This is a genomic window from Longimycelium tulufanense, from assembly GCF_014645795.1.
Taxonomy (GTDB): Bacteria; Actinomycetota; Actinomycetes; order Mycobacteriales; family Pseudonocardiaceae; genus Longimycelium; species Longimycelium tulufanense.
In genome coordinates, this window is the sequence record NZ_BMMK01000010.1 from 1 (window position 1) to 15,309 (window position 15,309).

General features: G+C 70.0%; 18 protein-coding genes. 9 read left to right on the forward strand and 9 right to left on the reverse strand.

Annotated elements, in window-relative coordinates; translation table 11 throughout:
- Window positions 1-82: 82 nt before the first annotated feature.
- A complete protein-coding gene (locus IEY55_RS12185; protein WP_189057167.1) occupies window positions 83-301 on the reverse strand; it encodes a helix-turn-helix domain-containing protein in 219 nt (72 codons plus the stop codon).
- On the reverse strand, window positions 298-618 hold the full coding sequence (locus tag IEY55_RS12190) for a helix-turn-helix domain-containing protein (protein WP_189057169.1): 321 nt from the start codon (window positions 616-618) through the stop codon (window positions 298-300). The genes IEY55_RS12185 and IEY55_RS12190 overlap by 4 nt, the downstream gene beginning before the upstream one ends.
- A 135-nt stretch (window positions 619-753) precedes the next feature.
- Between IEY55_RS12190 and IEY55_RS12195 the strand changes: the two genes are divergently transcribed.
- On the forward strand, window positions 754-1,278 hold the full coding sequence (locus tag IEY55_RS12195; protein WP_189057171.1) for a helix-turn-helix domain-containing protein: 525 nt from the start codon (window positions 754-756) through the stop codon (window positions 1,276-1,278).
- Here IEY55_RS12195 and IEY55_RS12200 read toward each other — a convergent pair.
- The 3 genes from IEY55_RS12200 to IEY55_RS12210 all read right to left on the reverse strand — a co-directional run bounded on the left by IEY55_RS12200 (window position 1,275) and on the right by IEY55_RS12210 (window position 3,912).
- The gene (locus IEY55_RS12200; RefSeq protein WP_189057173.1) at window positions 1,275-1,547 is read right to left on the reverse strand and encodes a hypothetical protein; all 273 of its coding nucleotides are present in this window, start codon (window positions 1,545-1,547) and stop codon (window positions 1,275-1,277) included. The genes IEY55_RS12195 and IEY55_RS12200 overlap by 4 nt on opposite strands.
- 403 nt (window positions 1,548-1,950) lie before the next feature.
- Complete coding sequence (locus IEY55_RS12205) at window positions 1,951-3,153, reverse strand: site-specific integrase (RefSeq protein ID WP_189057175.1); 1,203 nt, start codon at window positions 3,151-3,153, stop codon at window positions 1,951-1,953.
- Window positions 3,154-3,291: 138 nt separating this feature from the next.
- Window positions 3,292-3,912 (reverse strand): TetR/AcrR family transcriptional regulator, encoded by a 621-nt coding sequence (locus tag IEY55_RS12210; protein ID WP_229686318.1) that lies wholly within the window; start codon window positions 3,910-3,912, stop codon window positions 3,292-3,294.
- Between the two features lie 109 nt (window positions 3,913-4,021).
- Here IEY55_RS12210 and IEY55_RS12215 point away from each other — a divergent pair, with 109 nt between their 5' ends.
- On the forward strand, window positions 4,022-4,657 hold the full coding sequence (locus IEY55_RS12215; protein WP_189057178.1) for a hypothetical protein: 636 nt from the start codon (window positions 4,022-4,024) through the stop codon (window positions 4,655-4,657).
- 590 nt (window positions 4,658-5,247) lie between these two features.
- Here the strand turns inward: IEY55_RS12215 and IEY55_RS12220 are convergent.
- The 3 genes from IEY55_RS12220 to hrcA all read right to left on the reverse strand — a co-directional run bounded on the left by IEY55_RS12220 (window position 5,248) and on the right by hrcA (window position 8,253).
- A complete protein-coding gene (locus IEY55_RS12220) occupies window positions 5,248-5,985 on the reverse strand; it encodes a 16S rRNA (uracil(1498)-N(3))-methyltransferase (RefSeq protein ID WP_189057180.1) in 738 nt (245 codons plus the stop codon).
- Between the two features lie 8 nt (window positions 5,986-5,993).
- Entirely contained in the window at window positions 5,994-7,151 is a 1,158-nt protein-coding gene (gene dnaJ, locus IEY55_RS12225) for a molecular chaperone DnaJ (protein WP_189057182.1), read from the reverse strand.
- 70 nt (window positions 7,152-7,221) lie between these two features.
- On the reverse strand, window positions 7,222-8,253 hold the full coding sequence (gene hrcA, locus IEY55_RS12230) for a heat-inducible transcriptional repressor HrcA (protein WP_189057183.1): 1,032 nt from the start codon (window positions 8,251-8,253) through the stop codon (window positions 7,222-7,224).
- 178 nt (window positions 8,254-8,431) lie between these two features.
- On the opposite strand from hrcA, the gene IEY55_RS12235 reads away from it, so the two are divergent.
- The gene (locus tag IEY55_RS12235; protein ID WP_189057186.1) at window positions 8,432-8,734 is read left to right on the forward strand and encodes a type II toxin-antitoxin system VapB family antitoxin; all 303 of its coding nucleotides are present in this window, start codon (window positions 8,432-8,434) and stop codon (window positions 8,732-8,734) included.
- A 50-nt stretch (window positions 8,735-8,784) separates the two neighbouring features.
- Here IEY55_RS12235 and hemW read toward each other — a convergent pair whose 3' ends face one another.
- Window positions 8,785-10,002: a radical SAM family heme chaperone HemW gene (gene hemW / locus IEY55_RS12240; RefSeq protein ID WP_189057188.1), complete on the reverse strand. Its 1,218-nt coding sequence runs from the start codon at window positions 10,000-10,002 to the stop codon at window positions 8,785-8,787.
- A 66-nt stretch (window positions 10,003-10,068) separates the two neighbouring features.
- On the opposite strand from hemW, the gene IEY55_RS32995 reads away from it, so the two are divergent.
- From IEY55_RS32995 to IEY55_RS12260, 6 genes are all read left to right on the forward strand, one after another.
- Window positions 10,069-10,155 (forward strand): putative leader peptide, encoded by an 87-nt coding sequence (locus IEY55_RS32995; RefSeq protein WP_373290005.1) that lies wholly within the window; start codon window positions 10,069-10,071, stop codon window positions 10,153-10,155.
- Window positions 10,156-10,273: 118 nt separating this feature from the next.
- Entirely contained in the window at window positions 10,274-11,953 is a 1,680-nt protein-coding gene (locus IEY55_RS12245; RefSeq protein WP_189057190.1) for a nitrite/sulfite reductase, read from the forward strand.
- Window positions 11,950-12,210, forward strand: a complete 261-nt coding sequence (locus IEY55_RS32020; RefSeq protein WP_229686300.1) for a hypothetical protein — start codon at window positions 11,950-11,952, stop codon at window positions 12,208-12,210. The genes IEY55_RS12245 and IEY55_RS32020 overlap by 4 nt, the downstream gene beginning before the upstream one ends.
- Window positions 12,207-13,013 carry a phosphoadenylyl-sulfate reductase gene (locus IEY55_RS12250; RefSeq protein WP_189057192.1) on the forward strand — a complete coding sequence of 269 codons (807 nt, stop codon included), beginning with the start codon at window positions 12,207-12,209 and terminating at the stop codon, window positions 13,011-13,013. Before IEY55_RS32020 ends, IEY55_RS12250 begins: the two co-directional genes overlap by 4 nt.
- 79 nt (window positions 13,014-13,092) lie before the next feature.
- Window positions 13,093-14,007 carry a sulfate adenylyltransferase subunit CysD gene (cysD, locus tag IEY55_RS12255; protein WP_189057194.1) on the forward strand — a complete coding sequence of 305 codons (915 nt, stop codon included), beginning with the start codon at window positions 13,093-13,095 and terminating at the stop codon, window positions 14,005-14,007.
- Entirely contained in the window at window positions 14,007-15,302 is a 1,296-nt protein-coding gene (locus tag IEY55_RS12260; RefSeq protein WP_189057196.1) for a sulfate adenylyltransferase subunit 1, read from the forward strand. Before cysD ends, IEY55_RS12260 begins: the two co-directional genes overlap by 1 nt.
- The last annotated feature ends 7 nt before the right edge of the window (window positions 15,303-15,309 follow it).

Consider the following 15,309-nt stretch of genomic DNA (forward strand, 5'->3'; position numbering starts at 1 on the left):
TCCGGCGGAGTCGCGGTCACCACCGCTGTGACTTGGACCCGGCAGGACAAGGCACGTAACGCGGCGAGGTCGACGGCGGGATTCACGCCGCACCGCCGTGCGACGAGATCGGATCATCGGAGCCGGCCAGGTACTCCTCGATCGCGGACTTGGGGATCACGTACTGCTTGCCGGTGTGCCGCGAACGGAGCTTTCGGGTGCGGCACAGGTTGCGTACCTGACCGTCCGTGAGCCCGAGGATCTTGGCGACGTCGACGGTGGAGTAGGCCAGTTGTGGTAGGGCACTGGCGTTCGGGTTCATGCTGCCTCACCCGCCCCGAAGAGGAGCGTTTGTAGCCGCTCCCGCAGTGCCTCGGCTGGCATGCCCAGCTCTTCGGCCAAGGTGTCGATGACCTCGTCGTCTGCGTCACTTGGGGTTGGCTGAAGCATCGACTTCGGAACCTTCAGAGCACCCGCAAGTCGGGCGATATGGCGCGCGTTGGGCTTCCGGTCCCCGTTCTCCAAGCGGCACACCAGTGCCCGGGACATCCCTGCGACCTTGGCCAACGAGGTCTGGGAGTGACCGTCCTTCTCTCGGATGACCCGTAGCTGAACCCACGGGCGATAGGCGTCCTTCATAAGACGCTAGGTTACGTCAACAAGCGTCACATTGCAAGACACTAGGACCGTAGTTGCGCTGATCGGGTGCTTGGTTCACGTGGCAGGTGCCTGGCTGATTGGTTAGGGCAGGCAAACTACGGGATCATTCGCGGTATGGGCACCGAGGAGCGCGAACCTCACCACTGGCCGCTGGGAGAGAAACTGGAAGCCGCTCGCAAGCGCGCGGGCTACAGCATGCGCGAGGCGGCGGAGCACGCGGGGTTCAGCGTGACAACGTGGTCTGCGATCGAGAGCGGATACCGGGGCGCGAAGCGGGAACCCGCCAATCCGGAGCCTGCGAACATCGTCGCTGCGGCCCGTGTCGTGGGACTCGACCCCCGCGAGGCCCTTCGGCTCGGCGGCAAAGATCCGGATCGCTATCTTCCAACGCCTCACCGCGGGCGCCCTACGGTGTCTCAGCGCAGCCTGGCGAACATGATCTCCCAGCTCACCGAGGAACAGCGACAGGCACTGCAGGTCATCGTGGAGGGCATGCTCAACACAGAGGGACCGGATGCACGCCCCGCCGCCGGTCCTCGCGAGGTGACTGAGCGACGACTGTCCACCGGCCCGCAAGAAGAGGTGTACGAGGAGAAGGTGTCGCGCAAGCCGCAGCCTCGGCGCAACGCAAGGAGCTAGCAGACATCGAGCCCCTCCGTCACGGTGTGAAGCGCGATCGCCAGGATTCTGATCTTGGTCCTGTGGTCCACCTCGCCGTTGGGATACCAGTGCACGTAGCGAGCCACATCCTCGCCGTCTTCCCTACCCCGAGAGACGGTCCGAGTGATCAGCACCATCTGGACCTCGGTGTCGTCGTCGAGTTCACCGTGCGCTCGCAACATCGACTTGATCGCCTCGTTGGCGATCGCATCCGCGACGTTTCTTTCGAGATCACTTTCTGTGTTCACGGCGACTCCCCTTCTGGTTCGTATGGCGGCGGCATCCCGCCAGATGGTGGAGTTAGCTGAGCCTTTCCTTTGCGTTCGGTGGTTTCCTGGTGCCCCGTATGTGTGCTGTCTCACTACTACACCCCGCGTAACGAGCCATCCATTCGATTGATCGAGACAGATATTGAACGGAAAACAAGATCAGTCGGATGGAGCAGCCACCTACCAATCGCCAACCCGTGTCGTGGCCGTAGCTGCCCAACCACGACATGTAACCGCCAGTCGTCCTGGGTTACCGTTTGTTCGCTCACGACGTGATCGAACGGTTGATCCGCGCGCCAGGCCCCACTACCCCGGATGGGTGCGGCATGTGGGGTGATGGGGTCGGCTGGTGACTGTTCGCGCTCCAGCGCCGGCCCCTCCTCTACGCTGACTCCTTCTGCCGATGCAGAGCGTCGAGTGCCTTCGGTGCCTCCGGGTTGGCCAGACCACGACCCATGTACACGTTCTGGGTCATCGACGGGTTGGCGTGCCCCAACTGGTCAGCGATCTGCCGAGCCGTGTGGCCCGACCTGTCCAGGGTGGTCGCGACCGTCTTGCGCGCCACGTGGCTCGTGAAGTCCGGGTATCCGATGCGTTGCCGCAGATGTCGGATGGCAGTCCCCACATTGCGCGGGTCTCGCCAGGTCAGCACCCCGGAGGGGAACACCGGCTCCTCATCGGCGGCGGTGAGGTCCTTGCGGACCAGCAGCAGCGTGTGCAGGAAGTCTGGCAGACCGACAACGCGGTTCGCCGCGAAGGTCTTGCCGTCGTGCCGGACGAGACCCACTTCCTTGACGCGCACGATGTTGCCGTTGATCCAGATCGACCGCGGTGGGATGGTCTGGTCGCCGATCGTGATCGGGTCGTCGGTGAGGTTGCAGTCGCACCAGCGCAGCGCGAGCGCCTCCCCGATTCGAGCACCAGTTCCGAAGAGAAACCGGAGCAGGTCAGGCAGGTCCTGCGCGACAGCCCGCTCGTCGGCGTCGAGCTTGGTCAGGAAGTCGGCCAGCTGCTCGGCGGTCAGTGCTCGGGGTTTACATCGGGGACCACCCTCGATGCGGCTCATGTCGCGGCCCGGGTTGTGCGCGAGGATCTCTCTACGGACGGCGACCTGCAGGACCCCTCGGAGCACGATGCGGACGTTGCGGAGGGATGAGGTACTGAAGTCCCGCTTGTCGCGCAGGTCGTCGATCAGGTCGTCGAGTCGTGCCGGGGTGATCTCGCGGAGCAGGAGCTGGCCGACGGCGGGCAGGACGACTTCCTCCAGGAACCAGTTGTAGTTGTCGTAGGTGGTGGGCTTGCGCTTCGCCCGGATCTGCTCGATGTAGATCTTGGCGGCATCGGCGAACCGACTGTTCCTGGCTAGCCGGGTACCGCTACGTCCGGCGCGGTCCCGGAGTGCCCTGTTAAGGGCGTTGAGGGCCTTGTTCTCCGTGGGTCCCCACCGCTCGACTTGGCGGGTCTTCCCGTCGTTGTCGCGGTAGTTGGTGTAGGCCCGCCACTTCTCGGGTGTGACACCTGCGGGTGTCTCACAGCGGGTGTTGATCTTGCCATGGGTACCGATATCGAGCGGTGGACGACCCATCTCGCACCCCCGTGATCATCCTGAAAAGGATGGGTTTTGGCTGGGTACGATCATGATACAACCTGCAAGTGGGCGAGCCACACTAGATCTAGCTGCGCAAACAGCCCTGTAATCCGATCGAAACGCAATGCTCGCAGGCTAATGCGTCGCGCCGGCCCCGGAGCTGGCGGGATCACGCGCGACGAGCAGCGTGGCGAGGTGCTCGTCGACGAGGGCGACCAGGGTGTCGTTGTCGTAGCGGTCCGGGTGGTACAGGGCGTGGGTGGCGAGGCCGTCGATGTAGGCCTCCAGCCCCAGGGAGGCGCGGTCGACGTCGATACCGGGCCGAAGGTTCCCCGTGTCCCGGTTCCGGGTGAGCATCCTTCGGTAGAGGTTGACCAGCCCGTCGGACATCTCGAACTCGACGTCGCGCAGGCTCTCGTCGAGGCGGGCCCGGAAGTAGAAGGAGAGCCACACGGCCATCTCGGCGCGGCGTTGCTCGTCGAGCGGGAGCAGTTCCAGGCAGACCGCGCGGAGGACGTAGCGGGGATCGGGGTGGGCGCGCAGCGGCTCGACGCGGGCGGCGAACCTGCCGGCGGCGACCTGCATGGCGAACTTCAGCAGGGCGCTCTGGGTCGGGAAGTAGTGCCGTAGCGAGCCGGTCGACCAGCCGGCCTCGGCGGCGACGCTCCGCACGGACGCCTCCTCGATGCCGTCGCGGAGCACCACACGCCACACGGCCTCGGCGAGCTCGCGCCGCCGCTCCTCGTGGTCGACCACCTTCGGCAATGCGCACCGTCCTCTCGTGCTGGCCCTTTTCCAGCACAAGTGTGCGGCATGCGTGGTATACCTGTGTTTGCAACACAGTCGTGTTAAAACTGGGGGAACCGTGTTCCTGACCATCGTGCTGGCCTGCGAGGTCGCCTTCTGGGCGCTGCTGCTCGCGGGGTTGCTCACCCGCTACCTGCTCCGGACCCCGCGCGCCGGCGCCGCGTTACTGCTGCTCGCGGCGGGCACCCAGGTGGTTTTGCTCGTCTCCGGTGCACTCGACCTCGCACAACACAACCCAGCGACCATCGCGCACGTGCTCGCCGCCGTGGCCGTCGCCATTGCGGCCGTCTCCGGCAAGCACCACCTCCACGCACTCGACCGCTGGGTGCGTCGCCGGCTGGGCCACGCGCCCGCCGAACCCGACACGCCCCGGGAACGGGCCCGCCGCAAGGTGCGTGAACTGCCGCTCCGGCTCGGCGAGTGGGCCATTGGACTGGCCCTCCTGGCCGGCGGCGCCGCCTTGGCCGCCTTCGACCTCGACCGAGCCGGCGCCCTCTTCGTCGGAATGGCCATCTGGACCATCATCATGATCCTCGACATAGGCGACGCGGCGCTCGCCGCCCTCCGTCTCCGCAGCGCACTTTCCCATCCACCCCGGAGACCAGAGACCTCACAGCGCGCACCGGAACATGGCGCTGGAGAAACCAACCCTCGGGGCCCGGCACCAGAGCACGCCAACCGCGTTCTCCCTTGAACCGAGGGAGAAAACCGCGTCTTCCACCCAGCTACCAGACCCAGCCGAATGACACAAAGCACGTCAAACCGGTTCCCCAGTGCGGGCGGACACTCTCAGGCGCCGCGCGCGAAGCGCCACCGCGCACCCATAACCAGCAGGTCCACACAGAGCACTCGGCGCCAGAACAGCCGAACCGAGCGGGGCCCGGGGGCGCAGCCCCCGTCGTGGGGTGTGGGGGCTCGGCCCCACCAAACACGGAGCGGCCACCCCCGGCCCACTCACCAGTGGGCACCCTGAGCCCCGGGCGGCCGCGGCGGGGCCTGGGGGTCACCCCGCCGCGGCGCTGACCGCCGGACCGAGGGGGGAGGTGTCCGACGGGTCCGCCGGGCGTTGTTCGCCCGGGGCACTCCGGCTAACGAACGACCCGCCGCGAGGTTGCGCATCGCGACGGAGAAATTCGCGCCGTCGGCGACTGAGCGTAGCGCTACCCCGATCGCGATGACCAGTGGTAACCCATTCGGATCACTGCACACCGCTCGGTGCCCCACATGCGACCGTCCGTACGGGTCCGCCCCGGGCCACATCCACCCCGCACCTGACCGGCGCCGCTACCGCTCCCATCTGCGGGTAAGCACGCCGAGTGCACCCAGCGCAACCGTGGCGGCCGTCGACGCCCGCAGCACCGTCGGTCCCAGTCGCACCGGCTGCGCCCCGGCCTCGACGAGCGCGGCCAGCTCCGCCTCGGTGATCCCGCCCTCCGGTCCGACCACCACCAGCAGGTCACCTTCGGTGGGCAACCGCGCCTGCCCGATCGAGGTGGTGGCCGCCTCGTGCAGGACCAGCGCCCCTGCCGCCGCCCGCACCGCCTCGGCCAGCCCCTTGGTGCTCACCGGCTCGGCAACCTCGGGCAGCCACGCCCGGCGCGCCTGTTTGGCCGCCTCCCGCGCGGTGGACCGCCATCGCGCCAGCGCCTTCGCCCCGCGCGGCCCGTCGTCCCACCGCACCACGCACCGTGCCGCGCGCCAGGGCAGTACCACGTCCACCCCGGCCTCGGTCGCGAGCTCGACCGCGAGTTCCCCGCGGTCCCCCTTCACCAGCGCCTGCGCCAGCACCACGCCCGGCTGCGGCGCCGGCGCGGTCCACGTCCGCGTGACGTCGAGCCCGAGCGAGTCCTGCTCGGCGGTGCCGACCACGCAGTGGGCGAGCCCGCCGCGCCCGTCGGAGAGCAGCAGCTCCTCCCCCGGCCGCAGCCGGCGCACGGTGGCGGCGTGCCGCCCCTCCGGGCCGTCCAGCACGGTGCTCGTCCCGGCCGGCAGCCGCTCGACCAGGAACACCGGAAGGGACATCGCGCGCCTCAGCGCTGCCCGAACGAGCCGCGCAGCCGGGAGAACAGGCCGCCACCGACCCTGCCGTTGGAGGCCAGCTCCGGCTGCTCCTCACCGCGCAGCGTGGCCAGCTCGCGCAGCAGCTCGGTCTGCCGGGCGTCGAGCTTGGCGGGCACCACCACGTCGAGATGGACGTGCAGGTCGCCGCGGCCGTCGACGCGGCCGGACGAGCGCAGCCGCGGCAGCCCCTTGCCCGGCAGCACCACCTCGGTGCCCGGCTGGGTGCCCGGCTCCAGGCGCAGTTCCTCGGTGCTGTCGAGCGTCTGCAGCGGCAGCACCGTGCCCAGCGCGGCCGCGGTCATCGGCACCCGCAGCGTGCAGTGCAGGTCGGCGCCGTCCCGGGTGAACGTCTCGTGTGGCAGCTCCTCGACCTCGACGTAGAGGTCGCCGGCCGGGCCACCACCGGGACCGACCTCACCCTGGCTGGCCAGCCGGACCCGCATGCCGTCGCCGACCCCGGCCGGGATCTTGACCGAGATGGTGCGCCGCGAGCGCACCCGGCCGTCACCACCGCACTGCTGGCACGGGTCCGGGATGACCTCACCGAAGCCGCGGCACACCGGGCAGGCACGGGCGGTGACGACCTGCCCGAGGAACGAGCGCTGCACCGACTGCACCTCGCCGCGACCGCCACAGGTGTCGCAGGTCTGCGGGCCGGTGCCCGGCGCACAGCCGGCGCCCTCACAGGCATCGCAGAGCACCGCGGTGTCCACGGTGATGTCGCGCTGCACCCCGGAGGCGCATTCCTCCAGGGTCAGCTCGAGCCGGATCAACGCGTCCGAGCCGGGCTGCACCCGGCTGCGGGGACCGCGGCTGGTGGCCGAGCCGAAGAACGCGTCCATGATGTCGCCGAGGCCGAAGCCAGCGAACGGGTCGCGCATGCCGGCACCGCCCATACCGCCGTTGCCAGCCTCCATCGGGTCGCCGCCGAGGTCGACGATCTGCCGCTTCTTGGGGTCCGACAACACCTCGTAGGCGGTGGACACCTCCTTGAAGCGATCCTGGGCCTCCGCGGAGGGGTTGACGTCGGGGTGCAGCTCACGAGCCAGCTTCCGGTAGGCGCGCTTGATCTCCTCGGGCGTGGCGTCCCGCCGCACCCCGAGCGTGCCGTAGTAGTCCCTCGCCACGGTCTCCAGTCCTCCTGCCGCGCCCGTCGCCGGCGCGCGGCGCTCTCACGTTCCTGCCCTGGCCCGGGCGTCAGCGCCCGGCCAGGATCTCCCCCACGTACGTGGCGACCGCGCGCACGGCCGCCATGGTGCCCGGGTAGTCCATCCGGGTCGGCCCGACGACCCCCATGCCGCCGAGCACGGCCCCGGGCCGGCCGTAGCCCATGGACACCACCGAGGTGCTGCGCATCGGGGCGGGCTCGTTCTCCCCGCCGATGCGCACCACGACGTGTGCCACCTCCCGCGCCGCCGCCAGCAGCTTGAGCACCACGACCTGCTCCTCCAGCGCCTCCATCACCTGCCGGAGGGTGTCGGGGAAGTCGGCGGCGTTGCGGGTCAGGTTGGCGGTGCCGCCGAGCACCAGCCGTTCCTCGGGGTGCTCGACCAGCGACTCGATGAGCACGGTGACCACCCGGGTGAGGTGGTCCCGCAGGTCGTTCGGGGCTTCCTCGGGCAGCTCGGCGATGCGGGCGGACGCCTCCGGCAGCCGCTCGCCGACCATCGCCGCGTTCAGCACCGTCCGCAGCCGGGCGACACCGTCCTCGGTGATCACGTCGCCGAGGTCGACGATCTTCTGGTCCACCCGGCCGGTGTCGGTGATCAGCACCAGCATGAGCCGGGCCGGGGTGAGCGCGATCACCTCCAGGTGTCGCACCGTGGACCGGGTCAGCGTCGGGTACTGCACGACCGCGACCTGCCGGGTGAGCTGGGCGAGCAGCCGGACGCTGCGCCGCAGCACGTCGTCGAGGTCGATCGCCCCGTCCAGGAAGCCGCGGATCGCCCGCCGCTCGGCGGCCGACAGCGGTTTGAGCTCGGCGAGCCGGTCCACGAAGACGCGGTAGCCCTTGTCCGTGGGGACGCGGCCCGCGCTCGTGTGCGGCTGGGTGATGTAGCCCTCCTCCTCGAGGGTGGCCATGTCGTTGCGCACGGTGGCGCTCGACACACCGAGATTGTGTCGGTCGACGATGGTCTTGGAGCCGACCGGCTCCTGGGTCGAGACGTAGTCCGCGACGATCGCACGCAGGACCTCGAAGCGCCGTTCCTCGGCGTTCAACGGCGTCACCTCCTGCTACCTGTCGCGCACGTACCGGGCCCTACCGGCCAGTCTAGTGAGCCGGGCAGGCCGGAAGGGCCGCCGCGGCCGGCCGCGGCGGGTGAGGAGCGTACCCAGCCGCACCCTCTAGGCTGCCCGGGAATCGGGTCGGGGTCGAGCCCACGCGGCCGGGAGGTGCCAGCGAACCGTGATCTTCAGGGACGTGCGTGAGGGCCGGCCCTACCCCGAGCACGGGCTGTCCGCGCGGGACTGGGCCCGGATCCCGCCCCGCCAGGTACGGCTGGACGACCTGGTCACCACCAAGAGGGTGCTGGAGCTGGACCGGTTGCTGACCGAGGACTCGACGTTCTTCGGCGACCTGTTCCCGCACGTGGTGCACTGGCACGGCGAGCTGTTCCTGGAGGACGGGCTGCACCGGGCCGTGCGGGCGGCGTTGCAGCAACGCCGCGTGATCCACGTCCGGGTGTTCGACCTCGATCTGCTTCGCTAGCCCCACCGGTCAGGGTTGGTACCGCGAGCGGTCCGCGCAACGGAGGAAGGTCAGGGGACGAGGCGACGGACGAGCGAGTCGGCGAGCAGGCGCCCGGGCCGGGTCAGGACGCAGCGGCCGACGGCCATCGCCGTCGGGTCCAGCAGGCCGTCCCGAGCGGCCAGCTCGGCCTCGGTCGCGCCCGCGTCGTCCAGCACGGACAGCGGGAGCCCCTCGACCAGGCGCAGCTCCAGCAACACCCGCTCCTCGTGGCGCTCGGCGTCGGTGAGAGTCTCCCGCCCCGCGGCCGGCGACACGCCGTCGGCGAGCAGGGCGGCGTAGCGGGCCGGGTGCTTGACGTTCCACCACCGCACGCCGCCGACGTGGCTGTGCGCGCCGGGGCCGGCGCCCCACCAGTCGCCACCGAGCCAGTAGCCGAGGTTGTGCCGGCACCGCGCGGCCGGCGAGGCCGCCCAGTTGGACACCTCGTACCAGGCCAGGCCGGCCGCGCCCAGCGTGTCGTCGATCAATTCGTAGCGGTCGGCGAGCAGGTCGTCGTCCGGCGCGGGCAGCTCGCCGCGCGAGACCCGGCGGGCCAGCGCGGTGCCCTCCTCGACGATCAGCGCGTATGCCGAGACGTGGTCCACCCCGGCCGAGAGCACCGCGTCGAGCGAAGCGCGGAGGTCGTTCTCGGTCTCCCCCGGTGTCCCGTAGATCAGGTCCAGGTTGACGTGCCCGAAGCCGGCCGCCCGTGCTTCCCGCACGGCGGCGACCGCGCGCCCGGGAGTGTGCTTGCGATCCAGGACGCGCAGCACGTGTGGTGCGGCCGACTGCATCCCCAGCGAGACCCGGTTGTAGCCGGCGGCCCTGATCCCGACGAAGAACTCGGCGGAGGTCGACTCCGGGTTGGATTCCGTCGTCACCTCGGCGCCGGACGCCAGCCCGAAGGTTGACCGGATCGTGTCCAGCACCGCGGTGAGCCCGTTCACACCGAGCAGTGACGGGGTCCCACCGCCGACGAAGACGGTGTCGGCCGGCGGTGGCGTTCCCAGCACGCGGACAGCGAGGTCCAGTTCCTGGCGCAGGCCCTCCAGCCACGACTCCGGCGATGCCGAGGAGCCCAGCTCGCCCGGCGTGTAGGTGTTGAAGTCGCAGTATCCGCAGCGTGCGGCGCAGAACGGCACGTGCACGTAGATCCCGAACGGCCGGTCGCCCAGGCCGCCGAGGGCGCTCGACGGGAGTCGCCCGTCGGGTGGAGCCGGGTCGCCCGGCGGGAGTGTAGAGGGCACGACACCAGTGTCCCAGCATTCGAACGGTGCTAGACGACCTCTGGGACGGGTGGCACCCTTGCTGCCGTGACCGCGCTCGACATCCGCCTCGTGGCCCGCCGCCACATCGACTACCGGCGGGTGTCCAGCGCCATGTGCCGGCGGACGGGGTAACCCGCCGCCGTGGCCTGATCTGTCCCAGCCGGCGCGGGTGCGCCGGCGGACGATCCCCCACCTGTGACCAGGGGCTTCGACGGCGCGCACCGGCGTCACGAAACCCGGAGGTCGCCAGATGGTTCCCCCGACGGCCCCCACCCGGACCAAGCGCCGTCGCGGCGAGGGTCAGTGGGCGCTAGGACACCGTGAACCGCTCAACCCCAACGAGCGTTCCAAGAAGGACGACGACGGCCTGAACGTCCGGGCGCGCATCGAAACCATCTACGCGCACGCCGGATTCGACTCGATCGACCCCGCTGACCTGCGGGGTCGCTTCCGCTGGTTCGGCCTGTACACGCAGCGGCGGCCGGGCATCGACGGCGGCCGCACCGCGGTGCTGGAGCCGGAGGACCTCGACGACCGCTACTTCATGCTGCGGGTGCGGATCGACGGCGGCCAGCTCACCACCGAGCAGCTGCGGGTGGTCGGCGAGCTGTCGCAGAACTACGCCCGGGACACCGCGGACATCACCGACCGGCAGAACATCCAGTACCACTGGATCCGGATCGAGGACGTGCCGACGCTGTGGGAGCGGCTGGAGGCGGTCGGCCTGTCGACCACCGAGGCGTGCGGTGACACGCCCCGGGTGGTGTTGGGCTCGCCGGTGGCGGGAATCGCCGCGGATGAGGTGATCGACGGCACACCGGCGATCAACGAGATCAAGCGCCGCTTCATCGGGGACAAGGCGTTCTCCAACCTGCCGCGCAAGTTCAAGAGCGCGATCTCCGGCCTGCCGGACGTGGCGCACGAGGTCAACGACGTCTCGTTCGTGGGCGTGGTGCACCCCGAGCACGGGCCGGGCTTCGACGTGTGGGTGGGCGGCGGCCTGTCGACCAACCCGATGATCGCCAAGCGGCTCGGCGCGTGGGTGCCGCTGGACGAGGTGCCCGACGTGTGGGCCGGCATCATCAGCATCTTCCGGGACTACGGCTACCGCCGGCTGCGGCACCGGGCACGGATCAAGTTCCTGGTCAACGACTGGGGTGCGGAGCGGTTCCGCGAGGTGCTGGAGACCGAGTACCTGGGACGCCGGCTCATCGACGGGCCCGCGCCCGACGTGCCGGCGGTCCCGGTCGACCACATCGGCGTGCACAAGCAGCAGGACGGCCGCTACTACGTGGGGGTCGCGCCGGTCGCCGGGCGGGTGTCCGGCTCGACCCTGGTCGGCGTGGCCAAGGCCGCGGAGCGGATCGGCTCCCGCCGGGTGCGGCTGACGCCGCAGCAGAAGCTGGTCGTGCTCGATGTCGAGGAGTCCGAGGTGGACTCGCTGGTGGCCGAGCTGGACAAGCTGGGCCTGGCGGCACACCCGTCGCCGTGGCGGCGCGCCACGATGGCCTGCACCGGCATCGAGTTCTGCAAGCTGGCCATCGTCGAGACCAAGGCCCGGGCCGCGACGCTGGTCGCCGAGCTGGAGGAGCGGCTGGCCGACGTACAGTCCACATTGGACACTCCGGTGAGTGTGCATCTGAACGGCTGCCCCAACTCCTGCGCCCGCATCCAGGTTGCCGACATCGGGCTGAAGGGCCAGATCGTCACCGACACCGAGGGCCGACAGGTGGAGGGCTTCCAGGTGCACCTGGGCGGCGGGCTGGGTCTGGACGCCGGGTTCGGCCGGAAGCTACGTGGCCTCAAGGTGACCGCAGACGAGCTGCCCGACTACGTGGAGCGCATCGTGCGACGCTTTTCCGCCCAACGCAATGACGGCGAGCGGTTCGCACAGTGGGTGGCCCGCGCGGAGGAGGCGGATCTGCGATGAGCGACTCGGGAGCGAGCCCCGAGGGCAGGGCCACGCCGTTCTACTGCCCTTACTGCGGGGACGAGGATCTTCGGCCCGTGCCCCCGGAGGAACTGGACGCGGGCAGGGATTCGGGCAAACCGCGCGGCGGCTGGCTTTGCGGGGCCTGTCGGCGGGTTTTCGCCGTCCGCATGCTCGGCCTTGTCCTGGGCCGGACGGGCTCGGACGATCAGATCGTTGAAAAGAAAAATTCACCTCGCGCGGAGGTGTCCGGATGAGCGTTCCCGAGAGTGCGGTGCCGAATCTTCGCACCCTGACCGCACACGCCCCCACCACCGACGATGCGGCGGCTGTGCGCCCTGCCGCGACGAACGAGCCCGCGCGGCGGGGCCGGAGCCGCGAGGAACTGCGGATGCTGGCCGAGCAGGCCGCGCGGGATTTGGCCGACGCCACCGCCGAGGAGGCGCTCGCCTGGACCGCCCGCACCTTCGGCGACCGCTGGATCGTCGCCTCCAACTTCCAGGACGCGGTCCTGGTGGACCTGGCCGCCAAGGCCAGGCCCGGGGTCGAGGTCCTGTTCCTGGAAACCGGTTACCACTTCGCGGAGACCATCGGTACCCGGGACGCGGTGGCGAGCACGTACCCCGTCCAGATCGTCAACGCGCTGCCCGATCGCACCGTGCCCGAACAGGACGCCGCGGAGGGTCCACGACTCTTCGAGCGCGAGCCGGACCGTTGTTGCTTCCTGCGCAAGGTGGTTCCGCTGCGCCGCACCCTGTCCAGCTACGACGCCTGGGTCACCGGCGTTCGCCGGGTGGACGCCCCGACGCGCGCCAACACCCCGATTGTGGGCTGGGACGAGCGCAACGGCCTGGTGAAGGTCAACCCCCTCGCCGCGTGGACCGACGAGGACATGGACGCCTACGTCGCCGAACACAACGTGCTGGTGAATCCCCTCGTTCCGGCCGGATACCCGTCGATCGGCTGTGCGCCCTGCACCGCCAAGCCCGCGCCGGGTGCGGACCCGCGCAGCGGGCGGTGGGCCGGACGGGCGAAGACCGAGTGCGGACTGCACGGATGACGGGACGAGGGCCGCGGCACGCGGCAGACCCACGGATGCGGTTACCCGCGCAGGAAGTTGGCCGGAGAGGAAGCGACCAGTGACGGCGACCCAGACCACCGACGCGCTCGATCACCTGGAGGCGTTGGAGTCCGAGGCGATCCACATCTTCCGGGAGGTGGCGGGCGAGTTCGACCGGCCGGTGATCCTGTTCTCCGGTGGCAAGGACTCCACCGTGCTGGTCCACCTGGCGCGTAAGGCGTTCTGGCCGGCGCCGGTTCCGTTTCCGTTGCTGCACGTCGACACCGGGCACAACTTCGATGAGGTGTTGCGGTTCCGCGACGACCTGGTCGAGCGGCTGGGCGCGCGACTGGTGGTGGCCAGGGTGCAGGACTGGATCGACGACGGCCGGCTGACCGAGCGACCGGACAACACCCGCAACCCGCTGCAGACCGTGCCGTTGCTGGACACGATCAGTGAACACCGGTTCGACGCCGTGTTCGGCGGTGGCCGGCGGGACGAGGAGCGGGCGCGCGCCAAGGAGCGCATCTTCAGCCTGCGCAACGCCTTCGGGCAGTGGGATCCGCGCCGACAGCGCCCGGAGCTGTGGAACCTCTACAACGGCCGGCACCGCGCCGGTGAGCACGTGCGGGTGTTCCCGTTGTCCAACTGGACGGAGCTGGACATCTGGAACTACATCGCGCGGGAGGACATCGCGTTGCCGTCGATCTACTACGCGCACGAGCGGGAGGTGTTCCGCCGTGACGGGATGTGGCTGAGCTCGGGGCCGTGGGGCGGTCCCCGGGACGGCGAGGACGTGGTGACCAGGACGGTGCGGTACCGCACCGTGGGCGACGGCTCCTGCACGGGCGCGGTGGAGTCGGATGCGGCAACGATCGAGCAGGTCATCGCCGAGGTGGCGGCCTCCCGTCTCACCGAGCGCGGCGCCACCCGCGCGGACGACCGGCTCTCGGAGGCCGCGATGGAAGACCGCAAGCGGGAGGGGTACTTCTGATGACTGACCTGTTGCGGTTGGCCACCGCGGGCAGCGTGGACGACGGCAAGTCGACGCTGGTGGGACGCCTGCTCTATGACACCAAGTCGGTACTGGCCGACCAGCTCGACGCGGTGCATCGGGCCTCGGCCGACCGGGGCCTGGCCGGACCCGACCTGTCGTTACTCGTCGATGGGCTGCGTTCGGAGCGGGAGCAGGGCATCACCATCGATGTCGCCTACCGCTACTTCGCCACTGCTCGACGCAAGTTCGTGCTCGCCGACACCCCCGGCCACGTCCAGTACACCCGCAACACCGTCACCGGGGCCTCCACCGCCCAGCTGGCGATCCTGCTGGTGGACGCGCGCAAGGGCGTCGTCGAGCAGACCCGTCGTCACGCGGCGGTGTTGGCATTGCTCGGGGTGCCGCGTCTGGTACTGGCGGTCAACAAGATCGACCTTGTCGGCTACGACGAGCAGACCTTCACCGTCATCGCCAAGGAGTTCACCGCACACGCCACCGCGCTGGGCTATCCAGAGCGGGCGTTGCTGTCCGTCCCGCTGTCCGCGCTGCACGGGGACAACGTGGTGGACCGTTCGGCCAACACTCCGTGGTGGAGCGGTCCCACGTTGTTGGAGCACCTGGAAACCGTTCCGGTCAAGGTCGATCCGCACGACGCGCCGTTCCGGTTCCCGGTGCAGTACGTGATCCGGCCCCGCACCCCCGAGCACCCCGACTACCGCGGTTACGCGGGCCAGGTGGCAGCGGGTGGAGTCCGCGAGGGCGACGAGGTCACGGTCTGGCCGGGCGGCCAGCGCACCCGGGTCGTGGGGATCGACACCCCCCACGGCCGACTGCCCGAGGTCCGCTCGGGCCGCTCGGTGACGTTGCTACTGGCCGACGACCTGGACATCACCCGGGGTGACCTCATCACCGCCCACACCGCACCGCAGCTGTCCGACGAGCTCTCGGCCACGCTGTGTTGGCTGGCCGAGAAGCCGTTGCGGCCCGGCGCCAGGGTGCTGGTCAAGCACGGCACCCGCACCGTGCAGGCGATCGTCACGGAGCTGACGGCCCGGTTCGACGAGCAGAAGCTGTCCACTTCGGACACTCCCGAACAGCTGGGACTCAACGAGATCGGGCGGGTCCGGGTACGCACCGCCGAGCCGCTACCGGTCGATCCCTACCGACTCAACCGCCGCACCGGCTCGTTCCTGGTGATCGACGCCGCCAACGGCGACACCCTCGCCGCCGGCCTGGTCGGCGCCCCGCTTCCCGTGCTGGATGCCGACGACCTCGTCTCGCCTGGCCCGTAAGGAGTTT

Coding starts and splice junctions, on each gene's coding strand:
- IEY55_RS12185 (WP_189057167.1), bottom strand. CDS start 301: ATGAACCCGAACGCCAGTGCCCTACCACAACTGGCCTACTCCACCGTC.
- IEY55_RS12190 (WP_189057169.1), bottom strand. CDS start 618: ATGAAGGACGCCTATCGCCCGTGGGTTCAGCTACGGGTCATCCGAGAG.
- IEY55_RS12220 (WP_189057180.1), bottom strand. CDS start 5,985: ATGTCCCTTCCGGTGTTCCTGGTCGAGCGGCTGCCGGCCGGGACGAGC.
- IEY55_RS12260 (WP_189057196.1), top strand. CDS start 14,007: ATGACTGACCTGTTGCGGTTGGCCACCGCGGGCAGCGTGGACGACGGC.
- IEY55_RS12195 (WP_189057171.1), top strand. CDS start 754: ATGGGCACCGAGGAGCGCGAACCTCACCACTGGCCGCTGGGAGAGAAA.
- IEY55_RS12205 (WP_189057175.1), bottom strand. CDS start 3,153: ATGGGTCGTCCACCGCTCGATATCGGTACCCATGGCAAGATCAACACC.
- IEY55_RS12250 (WP_189057192.1), top strand. CDS start 12,207: ATGAGCGTTCCCGAGAGTGCGGTGCCGAATCTTCGCACCCTGACCGCA.
- IEY55_RS12245 (WP_189057190.1), top strand. CDS start 10,274: ATGGTTCCCCCGACGGCCCCCACCCGGACCAAGCGCCGTCGCGGCGAG.
- IEY55_RS32020 (WP_229686300.1), top strand. CDS start 11,950: ATGAGCGACTCGGGAGCGAGCCCCGAGGGCAGGGCCACGCCGTTCTAC.